Origin of the sequence: Rhodococcus triatomae (genome assembly GCF_014217785.1) — a bacterium.
Classification (GTDB): domain Bacteria; phylum Actinomycetota; class Actinomycetes; order Mycobacteriales; family Mycobacteriaceae; genus Rhodococcus_F; species Rhodococcus_F triatomae.
In genome coordinates this window covers 1,217,227-1,231,873 of sequence record NZ_CP048814.1, presented here as the reverse complement: position 1 = coordinate 1,231,873, position 14,647 = coordinate 1,217,227, and the positions used below count along the sequence as shown (strand labels likewise).

Here is a 14,647-nt window from a genome sequence, read left to right as displayed (position 1 = left end):
ATGCCCCGTACTGCTTGCAGACGTCTAGGAATGCTGGTGGAGGCGACGTTCGGCGGCCTCGATCCACTGTGGGCAGCCGCAGCGACGGGCCACCTCGTACGCGAGGGTGCGGTGCCGGGCGGCGTCACCGGGCCGTCCGGCGACCTCGGCGAGATCGGCCAGAACGGTGTCGACCGGGCCGATCGCATAGGCGCCGGTGTCCGCGCCACCCACCTGGCCGGAGCGGGCCGACAGCTCGGTGTAGACGGCCTCCGCTTCGGCTCCCGAGCCGACGCGCGCGACGACGATGCCCCGCAGCGCGAGCATCAGTCCGTGGAAGAAGTCACGGCGGACGGGCAGCACGGCCTCGCGGGTGCGGCGTGCCACGTCGATCCGTCCGTTCGCGGCCTGTGCGAGAGCCAGCAGGTCGGTGACGACGTCGGGCGCATCGCTGTCGACGGTGTCCGCGACGAGTTCGAATTCGCCCTCGCGGCCCTGTGTCAACCACATCGTCAGGGTGGCCAGCGCCAGGATGCTGTCCGCGTCCAGTCCCGCCCGGTCCATGAGCTCGTGCCCACGCAGGTAGTGTTCCTCGGCCCCGGCGAGATCACCCCTCATGTGGGCGAGCAGCCCGCGGAACATCGCGGCGGTGCCCCTCGCCTGGTGCCACCGGTATCGGTCGGCGAGCTCCGACTGGCGGGTGGCGTGCCACTCCGCGGCGGCGAGGTCGGCCGCCGCGGCGCACTGCCAGGCGTGCAGACTGTGCCCGAGCATCGTGAACACCGGGAGGCCGTGGTCCTCGCCGATGCGCAGTACTTCGTCCGCGATGTCGTCGCCGGTGACGAGGCTCCGGAACGATCCTGTGCCGCAGTGGAGTGCGTTGAGGGTGAGGCCCAGGAGCTCGGGGTCGCCGATGTCCCGTGCGAGGAGCTCGGCGGTGCGTGCCGCCGCGAGGGTGCGTGTGGCGTCCTCGCCGCCGAGCTCGTGGACCAGCGTGATCAGCAGCCGGCACCGGAGCGGGGCGTCGAGATCCTCGTCGAGGAGGGATTCGGCGACCGCGACGGTGTCCCGGTCGACGGCGCCGTACCGCCGGTTGACCCAGGGGGTGGGGGTGTCGACGAAGGCCAGGATCCGGGCAGCGAGGTCCCGGCGGTCGTGACGATCGGCGACCGCGAGAGCACGTGCGCGGGTGAGCATCCCGGCAGAGCTCATGCCCGCGGACAACTGGGTGCGGCTCAGCTCGGTGAGCAGGTCTACGAGTTGGTCCGGGGGTGGCGTGTCGTCGTCGGGGAGGTGTTCGGTGGCGGTCAGTGCTCGTTCGAGGAAGTCGATCGCTCCGTCGTGCGCGAACCGCCGAGCGGCCTGTTCGGCGGCAGAGATATTGTGCACGAGTGCCTTTCGTGCAGTGTCCGGGGACAGGCACGCCGAATAGTGGTGGGCCAGAGCGGAGCTGTCGGTGGGATCGAGGTGCTCGATCGCGGCCGCGACCCGCTCGTGCCATCGGTGCCTGCGCAGTCGGCTCAGATCGCTGTAGAGGGTCTCGCGGACGAGGGCATGGCCGAACCGCACGATGCCGGGCTCGGGTTCGGTCACCAATCGCGCGCCCAGTCCGTCCTCGACGGCATCCAGCACCGCGTTCTCGTCGAGATCCGATGCGGCGGTGAGGAGATCGACCGGCACCTCCCGTCCGACGACGGAGGCGAGCCGCAGCACCGAGGCGGATGCCTCGGGAAGCTGGGCGATCCGCCGCCGTAGGACGTCCCGGACCCCGTCCGGTACCTCCGAGGTGGCGACCAGTTCGCCCTCCGCGGCCAGGAGGCGGGCGCTCTCCTGCAGGTAGAACGGGTTACCCCCGGTGCGTTCGGTCAGTGCCGCGACCGTCGCCGGATCGGTCGCCCGGCCCGCGACGCGCCGGATCAGTGTGGCTGCCGAATCGACGTCCAGACCACCCAGCCGAACGCGGGTCGGGGAGAAGCGGGCGAGGTCCGCGAGTGCCGTCTCGATCCGTGAGCCCGGTTCGTCCGCACGGTAGGCGACGGCCACGAGGAGCGGCAGCCGTCGTTCGGCGACATGGGTGAGCAGTGCGAGTGTCTCGGCGTCCGCGCGGTGCAGGTCGTCGAGGATCAGTGCGGTCGGCCGGTGGGACAGTGCTGTCTCGAGGTAGTCGCCGACGGCGTGGTGCAGCAGGAAACGCCCGACGGAAGCGTCGGCCGCCGGCACGCCGGGTGGCGGTGCACCGCCGAGCTCGAGGAGCGGCGCGAGGGATGCGGCCGCGGACCCCGGGGCCACCGTGTGGCGGATCTCGCGCAGGATCTCCACCCATGCCCAGGCCGAGGGCGCTCCGTCGAACTCGGGGCACCGCCCCACCGCGGTGAGCCGGCCCGCGTCGTCGAGGCGGGATCGGAAGCGGTCGAGCAGGGCACTCTTGCCCGAGCCTGCCTCACCGCCGATCACTGCCAGTGCCCCCGGCTCGTCCGCCGCCCGCATCAGCGTCTCCAGCTCGGCGTCACGGCCGACGAACACCGCTGCACCCCGGCTCGCCACGGCCCGAGCCGGGGTGGGGGAACCGTCGCCGGCGAGGGTCCCGTCGAGTATCCGGGACTCCACGGCGGACAGGGCCGGCCCCGGATCGAGCCCGAGTTCCTCGGCGAAGAGTGCGCGGGCGGTGCGGATCCGGGCGAGAGCCTCGGCCCGTCGCCCGGTGGCATGCAAGGCCAGGGCGAGCAGACGCCATCCCTCCTCACGCAGTGGGTGCTCTCGCGTCAACTCCTGCGCCAGCAGCACCGCCCGATCGGCGGTGGCCGCGGAAAGGTATCCGGCGGCGAGTCTTTCGCGAAGAGCGACGTGCACCTCGTCCAGCCGTGCCGTCTCCGGTATCGCCCAGGAGGAGGCCGCGAACTCGGGATAGGCGGGACCGCGCCACAGGGCGAGGGCGCCCTGGAGTTCGGTGACGGTGGCGGCGCGGCGGGCGAGATCCTCGAACTCCCAGGCGTCGACCGCCCGGTCGGGAAGATCGATCGCGTAGCCGCCCGGGCGGGTGGTCAACGTCGTCGCCGGTGCGCGCGGCGGACGGTCCGGTTCCAGGGCGCGACGCAGGTTCGACACGTACGCCTGCAGGGCGCCGAGCGCACGAGGCGGTGGCGCGCCGTCCCACACGTCCTCCACGAGCCGGTCGGTGGGGACCGTCTCGCCGCGTGCACCCAGCAGCACCGCCACGACTGCTCGCTGGCGGGGGCCACCGAGCGAGATCGGGCGGTCGTCCTCACCTCGTGCCTCGAGACCCCCGAGCACTCGAAAACGCACCATGGTGCAGCTCAGAGTACGCGTGCCGCCCGCTCAGGTCCCGGGTCGAGGTACCGCGTCAACTCGCGGGCAGCTGCCTGCCCGGCCCGGTTCGCGCCGATCGTCGAGGCGGACGGGCCGTACCCGACGAGGTGGATGCGCGGGTCGGAGGACACCTGCGTCGCGAGTCGGCCGGTCATCGTGATCCCGCCGCCGGGGCCACGCAGGCGCAGCGGCGCCAGATGATCGAGCGAACTGCGGAATCCGGTGTTCCAGAGGATGACGTCCACGGCCTTCTCGGCGCCGTCCGGCCAGCGCACGCCGTGCGGGGTGATCTCCCGGAACATCGGGTGCCGGTCGAGGACGCCGCGAGCGCGGGCGGCGCGGATCGCCGGTGTGACCGGCAGGCCCGTCACCGACACCACCGAGCCCGGGGGCAGCCCGCGACGGACCCGGTCCTCGACGAGGGCGACCGCGGCGCGGCCGTGGTCGGAGGTGAACGGTTCCTCACTGAAGTGGGGCTCCCGGCGGGTGACCCACGTCGTGTCGGTGACGTGCGAGATCTCGTCCAGAAGTTGCACCGCCGATATTCCGCCCCCGACGACGAGGACGTGCGCCCCGGCGAACTCGTCCGCACTGCGATAGTCCCTGGTGTGCAGCTGCCTGCCCAGGAACGTCTCGGCGCCGGGATAGTGCGGAATGAACGGACGCTCCCACGTCCCGGTCGCGTTGATCAGCCCTCTCGCGGCGAACACGGCGTCGTCGGTCTCCACGTGCAGGCGGTCGCCGCGATCGCAGACCACCCGCACGTGCGCCGGACGGTGCACCGGCAGCCCGAACTTCTCCTCGTAGACACGGTAGTAGTGCGGAACCGCGGTCGAGGCGAGCACGCTCCCGGACGCACTCCCGGATGCCAGGGACGGCTGCGCCGCAGCCACGGTGTCCGCGAAACTCAGACCGGGAAGATCGTGCACGGCGTTGACGGTGCTCAGAGTCAGTGACGGCCAACGGAACTGCCACGCGCCTCCGGGTCCGGGCGCATGGTCGAGGACGACGAACGACCGCTCCGGCTCCACACCGAGCCGGCGGAGGTGGTACGCCGAGGAGAGTCCGGCCTGACCCGCGCCGATCACGGCGATGTCGACGTCCACGGTCTCCGATGTCATAACCTCCATTACTACAAGACCACCGAGGACCTGTAGAGCGCAGAGGGACATCTGCCGACCGACGAAAGCGAGTGGAGATGATCGGGACGAGCCGCGAAGGCGACGTGATCACCCTCGAACTGCAGCGCGAGGAGCGGCGCAACGCGCTGAACACCGAACTCTGCCAGGCATTGCAGGACGCCGTCACCGAGGCCGTGGCCGAGGGCGCCCGTGCTCTCGTGCTCACGGGGCGGGGCCCGGTGTTCTGCGCCGGGGCCGACCTGTCCGGCAGCGTCTACGCCGAGGGCTTCACCGACGCACTCGTCGACATGCTGCGCACGGTCGAATCCGCGCCGGTGCCGGTGATCGCGGCGGTCAACGGCCCCGCCATCGGTGCCGGGTGCCAGCTGGCGACGGCCGCGGACCTGCGGGTCGTCGCTCCGACGGCGACCTTCTCCATCCCTGCTGCCCGGCTCGGGCTGTCCGTCGACCGCTGGACCATCCACCGCCTCTCCTCGCTCATCGGCGGCGGCCCGGCTCGTACCCTGCTGCTGGCGGCCGAGCAGGTGGACGCGGACGCGGCGTTCGCCCTCGGCCTCGCGAACCGGCTCGGTGACGTGGCCGCAGCGCACGACTGGGCCCGCAAGATCGCCCGGCTCGCGCCGCTGTCCCTGCAGCACATGAAGTTGGTCTTCAACGACGACGGGGCTCACGCCGAGTCGCCTGCCGCCGAACTCGCCGCGCTCGAGGCGGCATGGCGCAGCGAGGATGCGAAGGAGGCCCGCGCCGCGCGGAGCGAGAAGCGCCACCCCGAGTTCCGGGGACGGTAGCGGTTCGGGCCCGACGAGGCGAGCGCAGTCGGCGGAACTGTCGCATATCGTGGACGGGGTGAATCCCAAGCGCATCGCTCTCACCGCACTGGCGGCAGCAACCGGAGCCTGGCTGACCCGGGCGGCATGGGGTGTGCCGGGGCAGATCGGTGCGTCCCGGTCCAGGATCCAGCCCTATGCCGGTGCCTCGCCGACATATCGCGACTACCGATTCCACAACTCGGAGCCCTCGGGGGAGATCCCCGCAGGTGCGTCGGCGGGAATCGCGAAGTCCTTCGTCACCCGTGGCTCGGTGGGGCGCCCGCGCAAGCCGATCCCGCTCGCCACTCCCATCGCCCCCGCGGAGGCCGGTGCCCTCGCGGTCACCTGGTACGGGCACTCGAGCGTTCTGGTCGAGGTGGACGGGTACCGGGTCCTCGCGGATCCGGTGTGGAGTGACCGGGTCTCGCCGTCGGCGTCGATCGGCCCGGCCCGGCTGCATCCGATCCCGGTGGCGTTGGGGAACCTGCCCGCCGTCGACGCGATCGTGATCTCGCACGACCACTACGACCACCTGGACAAGGCGACCGTCCAGCAACTGGCGTCCCGGCAGTCGGCGCCGTTCGTGGTTCCGATCGGGATCGGTGCGCACCTGCGTCGCTGGCGTGTTCCCGAGGACCGCATCGTCGAACTCGACTGGGACGAGTCGGTCACGCTCGGCGGGCTCGTCCTCACCTGTACCGAGGCCAGGCACTTCTCCGGACGTGGCCTCGTCAGGAACCCCACCCAGTGGGCGTCCTGGGTCATCGCCGGTCCGGAGCGCCGGGTGTTCTTCGGCGGAGACAGCGGGTACACCCCGCGTTTCGCCCGGCTGGGGGAGTCCTACGGCCCGTTCGATCTCACGCTCCTGCCCGTGGGGGCCTACGACGACCGGTGGCGCGACATCCACATGAACCCGGAGGAGGCCGTGCGCACGCACGCCGATCTCAACGGAGGTGACGGCACACACGGCAGGCTCGTCCCGGTGCACTGGGCCACGTTCAATCTCGCGTTCCACCCGTGGTCCGAGCCCATCGTGCGGCTCACGACGGCGGCCGGGCAGGTCGGCACCGAGGTGTCGGTCCCGGTGCCGGGGCAGCGGATCGACGTGACGAGACCAGCCACACACTCGACGTGGTGGCAGCATCTGTCCTGAACACCGGTTCCGGTGGGTAGCCTTTCGAGAATGACGAACGATCAGGTGGGGGCCGAAACCGGTGTGGTCACCGGGGTCGACACCGACGCGGCGCACCTCGCTCGTGGACTGACCGCCGACCAGGTCGCCGAGCGTGTGGCCCAGGGCAAGACCAACGACGTCCCCGACCGGGCCAGCCGCTCGGTCCGCGACATCGTCCGCGGAAACGTGTTCACCAGGATCAACGCGATCCTCGGCGTCCTGTTGCTCATCGTGCTGGCGACCGGATCGATCATCGACGGCATGTTCGGTCTGCTGATCGTCGCGAACAGTGGCATCGGCATCATCCAGGAAGTCCGGGCGAAACGGACCCTGGACAAGCTGGCGATCGTCAGCCAGTCCAAGCCGCTCGTGCGCCGGGACGGCAGTGCCGTCGAGATGGCGCCCCGCGAGGTGGTCCTCGACGACATCATCGAACTCGGCGCGGGAGACCAGATCGTCGTCGACGGCATCGTCACCTCGGCGTCGAATCTGGACGTGGACGAGTCGCTGCTCACCGGCGAGGCGGACCCGGTGCACAAGGCGGTGGGCGCGCAGGTGCTCTCCGGCAGCTTCGTGTCCTCGGGAAGCGGGACCTACCGGGCGACGAAGGTGGGCCGCGACGCGTACGCCGCCAAGCTCGCGGCGGAGGCCAGCAAGTTCACCCTGGTCCATTCGGAGCTGCGCAGCGGGATCGACAAGATCCTCAAGTTCATCACCTATCTGATGATCCCGGCGGGCCTGCTCATCATCTACAACCAGCTGTTCTCGAGCGGCCAGGCCCTCGGGCCCGCCCTCAACGGCATGGTCGCCGCACTGGTGCCCATGGTGCCGGAAGGACTCGTGCTGATGACGTCGATCGCCTTCGCGGTCGGGGTGGTCCGCCTGGGTCGCCGCCAGTGCCTGGTCCAGGAGTTGCCGGCGATCGAGGGTCTCGCCCGCGTGGACGTCGTCTGTGCGGACAAGACAGGCACTCTCACCGAGAACGGGATGCGGCTGTCGGAGCTGCAACTGGCCGCCGACGTGGACGGACAGGCGGACGCGGTGCGGGCGGCGTTGGCCGCGCTCGCCGCCGACGACCCCCGGCCCAATGCCAGCGTCCTCGCGATCAAGGAGGCGTTCCCGGACGATCCGGGCTGGGGTGAACCCACGGCCGTCGCGCCGTTCTCCTCCGCGAAGAAGTGGAGCGGGCAGTCCTACGGCAGCCGCGGCAACTGGGTGCTCGGGGCGCCCGACGTCCTGCTCGCGCCGGGCAGCACGATGGCCGACCGCGCCGAGGAACTCGGCGCCCAGGGGTTGCGGGTGCTGTTGCTCGGAAGCGCCGAGCGTCCGGTGGATTCCCCGGAAGGGCCGGGCGACATCACACCTCGGGCATTGGTCGTCCTCGAACAGCGGGTGCGTACGGACGCCAAGGACACGCTCGAGTACTTCGCGAGTCAGCACGTCGTCGTCAAGGTCATCTCCGGCGACAACGCGGTGTCGGTGGGCGCGGTGGCGTCCTCGCTGGGTCTGCCCGGAGCCGACCACCCCGTCGATGCGCGGGAACTGCCGTCCGAACCGGAGAAGCTCGCGGACGCCGTCGAATCCGGGAGCACGTTCGGCCGGGTCCGGCCGGACCAGAAGCGCGCCATGGTCGGCGCCCTCCAGTCCCGCGGGCACACCGTCGCCATGACGGGCGACGGCGTCAACGACGTGCTCGCCCTCAAGGACGCCGACATCGGTGTCTCGATGGGATCCGGCAGCCCCGCCACCCGGGCGGTGGCTCAGATCGTCCTGCTGGACAACAAGTTCGCCACCCTCCCGTACGTCGTCGGCGAGGGCCGCCGGGTGATCGGCAACATCGAACGGGTCTCGAACCTGTTCCTCACCAAGACGGTCTACTCGGTGCTGCTGGCCTTCCTGGTCGGGTTCTCCGGGGTGCTCTCGACGATGTTCGACTTCGAGCCGTTGCCGTACCCGTTCCTGCCGCGGCACGTCACGATCGCCGCCTGGTTCACCATCGGGATCCCCGCGTTCCTGCTGTCCCTGGCCCCGAACAACGAACGCGCCCGGTCCGGATTCGTTCCGCGTGTGATGCGCCTGGCGATCCCGTCCGGCGTCATCATCGGCGTGGCCACGTTCGTCTCGTACGTCCTGGTGTACGCCGGGCCGGACCAGACCGAGACGCAGAAGGTCCAGGCCGGCACCACCGCGCTGATCACGCTCATCATGATCGCGGTCTGGGTCCTCGCCGTGGTGGCCCGCCCGTATCAGTGGTGGAAGGTCGTGCTCATCGCGGGCTCGATCGCCGGCTACCTCGTGCTCTTCTCCGTGCCGTTCACCCGCGAGTTCTTCAAGCTCGACCCCTCGAACGTCGCGGCGACCACGACGGCCGTCGTCTGCGGTCTGGTGGGTGTGGTCCTCGTCGAGGTCGGCTGGTGGGTGACCGGTCGTATCCACGGCGAGCACCGTCGGCTGTTCGCGACCCCCGACGACCTCCCGGGCGAGCACCCCGGGCGCTGACCGTCACACCCGCGCCCGGCCTGTCGCTGTGGCGAGGGCGGTGCGGACCTGTGAAAATCGGGTACGACTGCGGGTGATCGCCCGCCGCGCGGATTCCGCAGGTACCGCCTGCGGAGCGGAGAAGGAGACGACATGAGTTTCGCGGACACCCTCAAGGGTCTGATCGGCAAGGGCAAGAAGGCCGCGGCCGACAACTCCGAGCAGATCCAGGGCGCCATCGACAAGGCGGCCGACTTCGCCGACGACAAGACGGGCGGCAAGTACAGCGAGAAGATCGACAAGGCCGCCGACGCGGCGAAGAAGGCCGTGCCGCCGAAGGAATGACGTAGGGCTGAAGCTCCGCGCACAATCGACACGTGCACGGTGCGCTGATCCTGCTGGTCGTTCTCGCGGCCATCGCTGTCACCACGTTGGCGCGCCGTCTCGACCTGCAGGTGCCGCTGGTGCTGGTGGCCCTCGGGTCGGCGGCGTCGTTCCTGCCCGGGTTGCCCCGGCTCGAGCTGAGCCCCGAGGTGATTCTCGGTGTGGTCCTGCCGCCGCTGCTGTACTCGGCGGCGTTGCGGTTCTCCACCCAGACGCTGCGGCGCCACCTCGGTCACATCCTGCGGCTGGGCATCGTCACGGTGCTGGTGACCGCCTTCGCCGTGGCGTTCTTCGCCCACTGGCTGATTCCCGGTCTCACGCTGGGGGCGGCAGTCGTCCTCGGCGCCGTCGTCGCACCCACCGACGCGGTGAGCGCGGTGTCGGTCGGGCGCCGACTCGGCCTGCCGCGGCGCGTGCTCGCCGTGCTCACCGGGGAGGGGCTGGTCAACGATGCCTCGGCGTTGACGCTGTTCACGGTGGCCGTGGCCGGCGTCGTCGGGGCGAGGGTGTTCGAGCATCCGGTGATCTTCTTCGGCTACGAGGTCCTCGGCGGCATCGCCGTCGGTGCGGCCTTCGCGCTCGTCGTCGGCGCGGTCCGCGCGCGGATGCGGGACCCGTCACTGGAGACGGTCCTCGGACTGATGCTGCCGTTCGCCGCGTACCTGGCTGCCGAGGAGATCGAGGTGTCCGGCGTGCTCGCCGTCGTGACCGCCGGTGTCGTGATGGGGCATCGTTCCGCGGGCGAGTCGGTGACCACCCGGCTGCAGGAACGGTCCGTGTGGTCCAGTCTCGACCAGCTCCTCGAGATGTTCGTCTTCGCCTACATGGGGCTGCAGTTCAAATGGGTGATCGAGGACGTCCGCGACAGCGGCCTGTCCGTCACCCGGGTGTTCCTCTATGCGCTTGCAGTGCTGGCCGTCGTCATGGCGGTGCGGCCGGGATGGCTGATGCTGCACTGGTTTCGGCGACACATCGGTCTCACGGCGTGGCCGGCCCGCGGGCTGGGGTGGCGCGAGACCCTGGTCGTCTCGTGGGCCGGGATGCGCGGAGTGGTGACCCTCGCGGCCGCGGCCGGAGTTCCGGTCACGCTCGCCGACGGGACGCCGTTTCCGGGCCGGGAGATCATCCAGACGGTGGCGTTCGTGGTCGCCGTCGGCACCCTACTGATCCAGGGGGCCACGATGCCGGCCCTGATCCGGGTGCTGCGCGTCGCCGATCCGCACGAGGAGCAACGGTACGAGGAACAGTTCCACGTCGCCCGCGACATCGCGGTGGCGGCGGGCGAGGAGGAACTCGACGCGCGGGCACGGGTGCGGCCGGACGACGTTCCCGTGGCGGCTTTCGACGATGCCGTGGACCGGGCCCGGCGTTCGCTCCGGGCTCGCCGGGCCGCGCAGGACGCCGAGGAGGCCCCGGACGGCAGCGGCGTCGCCGCCCCGGGCGGAACCGGCGTCGCTGCGTTGCTCGCGGTGCTCCGCCGGGACATACTGCGCGCCGAGCGCGCCGCGCTGGTGCACGCCCGCGACTGCGGCATCCTGGACGACGAGGTGTTGCGTAGCGTGTTGGAGAGCCTCGACCTCGACGCGGCCGCGGCCGAGGAACGGGTCCGCCGTCGGTGGTGGTGAGCCGCGGCCGGCAGGAACGAACAGAGGGAGGCGCCGGTGGAGTCGTCGATGCGGTTGCGGATCGGGGTGATCGCTCTCGCAGGCGGTGTGGCCGTCCTGTCCGGGTGTGCGCAGAGCGCCGGTCCCGACGAGCCCGATGGTGCACTCTCACACACGACCGTCCCTGCTCCCGTCGGCGACGAACGCGGGTCGGTCGTCGCTGCGGAGACGGTCACCGACTTCCATCCCGACATCGCCGCGCTGGGTGCCACCGCACAGCGGGTGACGTACCGGTCCACCTCCGGGGTGGACGGCACCGGGGCAGAGGTGGTGGCGACCGTGTTCACCCCGCCGGGCCCCCCACCGGAGGGCGGATGGCCGGTGGTCACCGTCGGCCACGGCACCACCGGCGTCACCGACGAGTGCGCGCCCTCGGACAGCCCGGATCTGCTGGGGACCGCCGCGCTGTCCGGGACACTGGTGGAGCGCGGATACGTCGTGACGGTCTCCGACTACCAGGGACTCGGCACGGACGGGCCGCACCCGTACCTCGAGCCCGATTCGGCCGCATACGATCTCATCGATGCCGTTCGGGCTGCTCGGCTGACCGTGCCGGACACGTCGACCCGGTGGGCCGCGCTCGGTATCTCGCAGGGAGGCCAGGCCTCCTGGGCCGCCGCCGAACGTGCGGCAGACTACGGGGACGGTCTCGAGTTCGTCGGTGCCGCCAACCTGTCACCGGCGGCGGACCTCTCGCGGATTCTCGACGGCCCCGACGGCGTGCAGTTGACCGTGCCTCAGACGATGTTCCTGCCGTACCTGATCGAGGGCCTGCGGGTCACCGACCCGGATCTGGACCCGTCCGCCTATCTGCGTGGTCCGCTCGCGGACGCCACCGACGTCACCCTCTCCTGTGTCACCGCGAAGCTTCCGGAGAAGCTCGAGCTGCTCCGTGCGATCGACGCGGAGGACGTCGGGCCCCGCACCATGACCGATGCCGAGAACATGCGCGAGCTGCTGGGCGCGCGGGCACTTCCGCGGCAGGCCGCCGCCGGTCCACTGCTCGTCGTGGTCGGCACGGGGGACGATCTGATCCTGCCCTCGTGGACCGAGAACGCCGTGGCTCGGGCATGTCTGGCCGGTGACGTCGTCGACCTCCGGGTGAACGTCGGAGAGCGGCACGCGGATCCGCGTGCCGTGCCCGGCGCGGTGGACTGGATCGCGGACCGCTTCGCGGGCGTGCCGGCACCGGACACGTGCGGAGCGGAGGGTCCGGAATGAGTGATCCGGGAGCCGGGCGAGAGCTGGAACGATTGAGAGCACTGTGTCTGGAACTGCCCGAGACGACCGAGCGGATCAGTCACGGCGAGCCGTCGTGGTTCGTCCGCAAGGCTCCGATGTTCGTCACCTTCGCCGGTCGACACCACGATGATCGGGTCAGCTTCTGGGCAGCGGCCCCGCCCGGTGCGCAACAGGATTGGGTGGAGCGCGATCCGGAACGCTTCTTCGTGCCACCGTACGTCGGCGGCCGGGGCTGGATCGGGGTGTACCTGGACGTCCCCCAGGATCGGGCGGACGTGGCCGACATCGTCGAGGACGCGTATCGGACGGTGGCGCCGAGGACCCTCGTCGCCAGGCTCGCACCGCCGGATCCGGAGTCGCGGTGACGGGGACCGTCGTCACGATCGTCGTCCTCGCCGCGGTCGTCGCCGCGGTGACCGGAACCGCACTGTGGCTGCGGACCCGGCGAGCGGTGACGACCCCCACCGAACGCGCCGTCCACGAGGCGCTGCACACCGCCTCGCTCGCCGCGCGGTCGCTGCGTCACGGATTGGACGAGCCCTCCGCCCAGGCGGCCGCGCCGCACCTGCGGCATCTCGTCGGCGCACAGGCGCTCGCGCTCCTCGGCGCCGACGGCGAGATCCTCGCCTGGGACGCCGACGGGATCCTCGCCAGGACCGGCTCGCACGGGGAGGTCGCCGATCAGGTGCGTGCGGCGGCACGGCGGGCCGTCGACGGCGAGCGCCGGGTGATGGTGCCGCAGGCGGACCTGGTGCGTCCGCCCGCCGCGGCGTCGATCCGTGCCGTGGTGGCGCAGCCACTGCTCATCGAACACTCCGGGGTGGTGGGTGTCCTCGCCGTCGTCACCACCGTCGAACCCGGACCCGGCATGTTGGGCGCCGTCGCCGAGGTCGCGCGATACGCGTCCGGCCAGATCGAACTGGCCGAGCTCGACGCGTCGCGGGCCCGGCTCGACCGGGCCGAGGTGCGGGCACTGCGGGCGCAGATCAGCCCGCACTTCATCTACAACGCGCTCGGTACGGTCGCCTCCTTCGTGCGCACCGACCCGGCTCGGGCGCGGGAGCTGATCCTCGAGTTCGCGGACTTCACCCGCTATTCGTTCCGGTCGGCCGGGGAGTACACGCTGCTGTCGGACGAACTGCGCAACATCGACCGCTACCTGACCCTCGAGCGGGCCCGGTTCGGGGACGCCCTCGACGTCAAGCTGCGGGTGGCTCCCGAGGTGCTCGGGGTCGTCCTGCCGTTCCTCGCGCTCCAGCCGTTGGTGGAGAACGCAGTCCGGCACGGGATCGCCGGCAAGAGCGGTGGGGGCACGGTGAGCATCGTCGCAGCCGACGAGGGCACGGACTGCGTCATCAGCGTCGAGGACGACGGTGTCGGGATGGACCCGGAACTGCTGCGCTCCGGGTCCCTCGACGCGGTGGACGAGTCGACCGGGGTGAAGGAGACCGCGCACGTCGGCCTGGCCAACGTCGACGACCGGCTGCGGGCCGCGTTCGGCAACGACTACGGACTGGTGGTCGAGACCGCTCCCGGCGCGGGAACGAAGGTGAGCATGCGGGTCCCGAAGTTCCGGCCCGGAATCAGGGCGTGAGTGTCGGTCGGCGGGTGTACTCGCGTCGCGCCCCCGCGTGGCACCATGATGTGTGTTGTGAGCCACTCAGATGACGATCCGCAGCCGATGACGGTGCTCGCGGTGGACGACGAGGCGCCGGCCCTCGACGAGCTGGCCTTCCTGTTGCGGGCCCAGCCCGAGGTGCGGGAGATCCGCACGGCGTCCGACGCCACCACCGCGCTGAGGCTGCTCCGCGACGGCGGAATCGACGCGGTGTTCCTCGACATCAACATGCCCGGGCTCGACGGCCTCGAACTCGCGGGTGTCCTGGCGAACTTCGCCACACCCCCGCCGGTGGTGTTCGTGACCGCCCACGAGGACCGGGCCGTCGCCGCGTTCGATCTCGGCGCCGTCGACTACCTGCTCAAGCCGCTGCGGGAGGAGCGCCTGGCCGAGTCGGTGCGTCGCGTCGTCGAGTTGCGGGCCCGCGCGCAGACTCCGTCACCCGAACGAGACACCGGGGAGGTCATTCCCGTCGAACTCGGCGGTGTCACGACGCTCGTGCCGCGGTCGCAGGTCCAGTGGGTCGAGGCGGACGGGGACTACGCGCGGCTGCACACCGCCACCGGCTCGCACCTCGTGCGCATTCCCATCTCGTCCCTCGAGAACCGGTGGGCCGATGCCGGATTCCTCCGGGTGCACCGTTCCTATCTGGTGTCGCTGCCGCTGGTCACCGGAATCCGTACCGTCGGCACCGGTGTCCTGGTGTGCCTGCGTCCCAACGGGGACGACCCGCCGGTGGAACTGCCGGTGAGCCGCCGTCACGCGCGCACGCTCAAGGATCGGCTGGTCCGCGCGCCCCGACAGACCTGGACGTCGCGGTGAGCGCCACG

At 71.0% G+C, this 14,647-nt stretch carries 11 protein-coding genes; 9 read left to right on the top strand and 2 right to left on the bottom strand.

The genetic code is table 11. The features are described from left to right. Positions 1-24: 24 nt before the first annotated feature. Positions 25-3,285, bottom strand: a complete 3,261-nt coding sequence (locus G4H71_RS05790) for an ATP-binding protein (RefSeq protein WP_072736033.1) — start codon at positions 3,283-3,285, stop codon at positions 25-27. A gap of 8 nt (positions 3,286-3,293) precedes the next feature. Next, positions 3,294-4,436 carry an NAD(P)-binding domain-containing protein gene (locus tag G4H71_RS05785; protein ID WP_371842118.1) on the bottom strand — a complete coding sequence of 381 codons (1,143 nt, stop codon included), beginning with the start codon at positions 4,434-4,436 and terminating at the stop codon, positions 3,294-3,296. A gap of 68 nt (positions 4,437-4,504) precedes the next feature. Here G4H71_RS05785 and G4H71_RS05780 point away from each other — a divergent pair, with 68 nt between their 5' ends. From G4H71_RS05780 to G4H71_RS05740, 9 genes are all read left to right on the top strand, one after another. Next, positions 4,505-5,236 (top strand): enoyl-CoA hydratase, encoded by a 732-nt coding sequence (locus G4H71_RS05780; RefSeq protein ID WP_072736313.1) that lies wholly within the window; start codon positions 4,505-4,507, stop codon positions 5,234-5,236. A 58-nt stretch (positions 5,237-5,294) separates the two neighbouring features. Then, the gene (locus G4H71_RS05775; protein ID WP_072736312.1) at positions 5,295-6,410 is read left to right on the top strand and encodes an MBL fold metallo-hydrolase; all 1,116 of its coding nucleotides are present in this window, start codon (positions 5,295-5,297) and stop codon (positions 6,408-6,410) included. Positions 6,411-6,440: 30 nt separating this feature from the next. Continuing rightward, positions 6,441-8,930: an HAD-IC family P-type ATPase gene (locus G4H71_RS05770; protein ID WP_072736031.1), complete on the top strand. Its 2,490-nt coding sequence runs from the start codon at positions 6,441-6,443 to the stop codon at positions 8,928-8,930. Positions 8,931-9,062: 132 nt separating this feature from the next. Continuing rightward, on the top strand, positions 9,063-9,254 hold the full coding sequence (locus G4H71_RS05765; RefSeq protein WP_072736030.1) for an antitoxin: 192 nt from the start codon (positions 9,063-9,065) through the stop codon (positions 9,252-9,254). Between the two features lie 32 nt (positions 9,255-9,286). After that, entirely contained in the window at positions 9,287-10,918 is a 1,632-nt protein-coding gene (locus G4H71_RS05760) for a Na+/H+ antiporter (RefSeq protein WP_072736029.1), read from the top strand. A gap of 48 nt (positions 10,919-10,966) precedes the next feature. Beyond that, positions 10,967-12,178 (top strand): lipase family protein, encoded by a 1,212-nt coding sequence (locus tag G4H71_RS05755; RefSeq protein WP_072736311.1) that lies wholly within the window; start codon positions 10,967-10,969, stop codon positions 12,176-12,178. After that, positions 12,175-12,564 carry an MmcQ/YjbR family DNA-binding protein gene (locus tag G4H71_RS05750; protein WP_072736028.1) on the top strand — a complete coding sequence of 130 codons (390 nt, stop codon included), beginning with the start codon at positions 12,175-12,177 and terminating at the stop codon, positions 12,562-12,564. The genes G4H71_RS05755 and G4H71_RS05750 overlap by 4 nt, the downstream gene beginning before the upstream one ends. After that, on the top strand, positions 12,561-13,793 hold the full coding sequence (locus G4H71_RS05745; protein ID WP_072736027.1) for a sensor histidine kinase: 1,233 nt from the start codon (positions 12,561-12,563) through the stop codon (positions 13,791-13,793). The genes G4H71_RS05750 and G4H71_RS05745 overlap by 4 nt, the downstream gene beginning before the upstream one ends. 87 nt (positions 13,794-13,880) lie before the next feature. After that, complete coding sequence (locus G4H71_RS05740; protein WP_371842128.1) at positions 13,881-14,639, top strand: LytR/AlgR family response regulator transcription factor; 759 nt, start codon at positions 13,881-13,883, stop codon at positions 14,637-14,639. Positions 14,640-14,647: the final 8 nt, after the last annotated feature.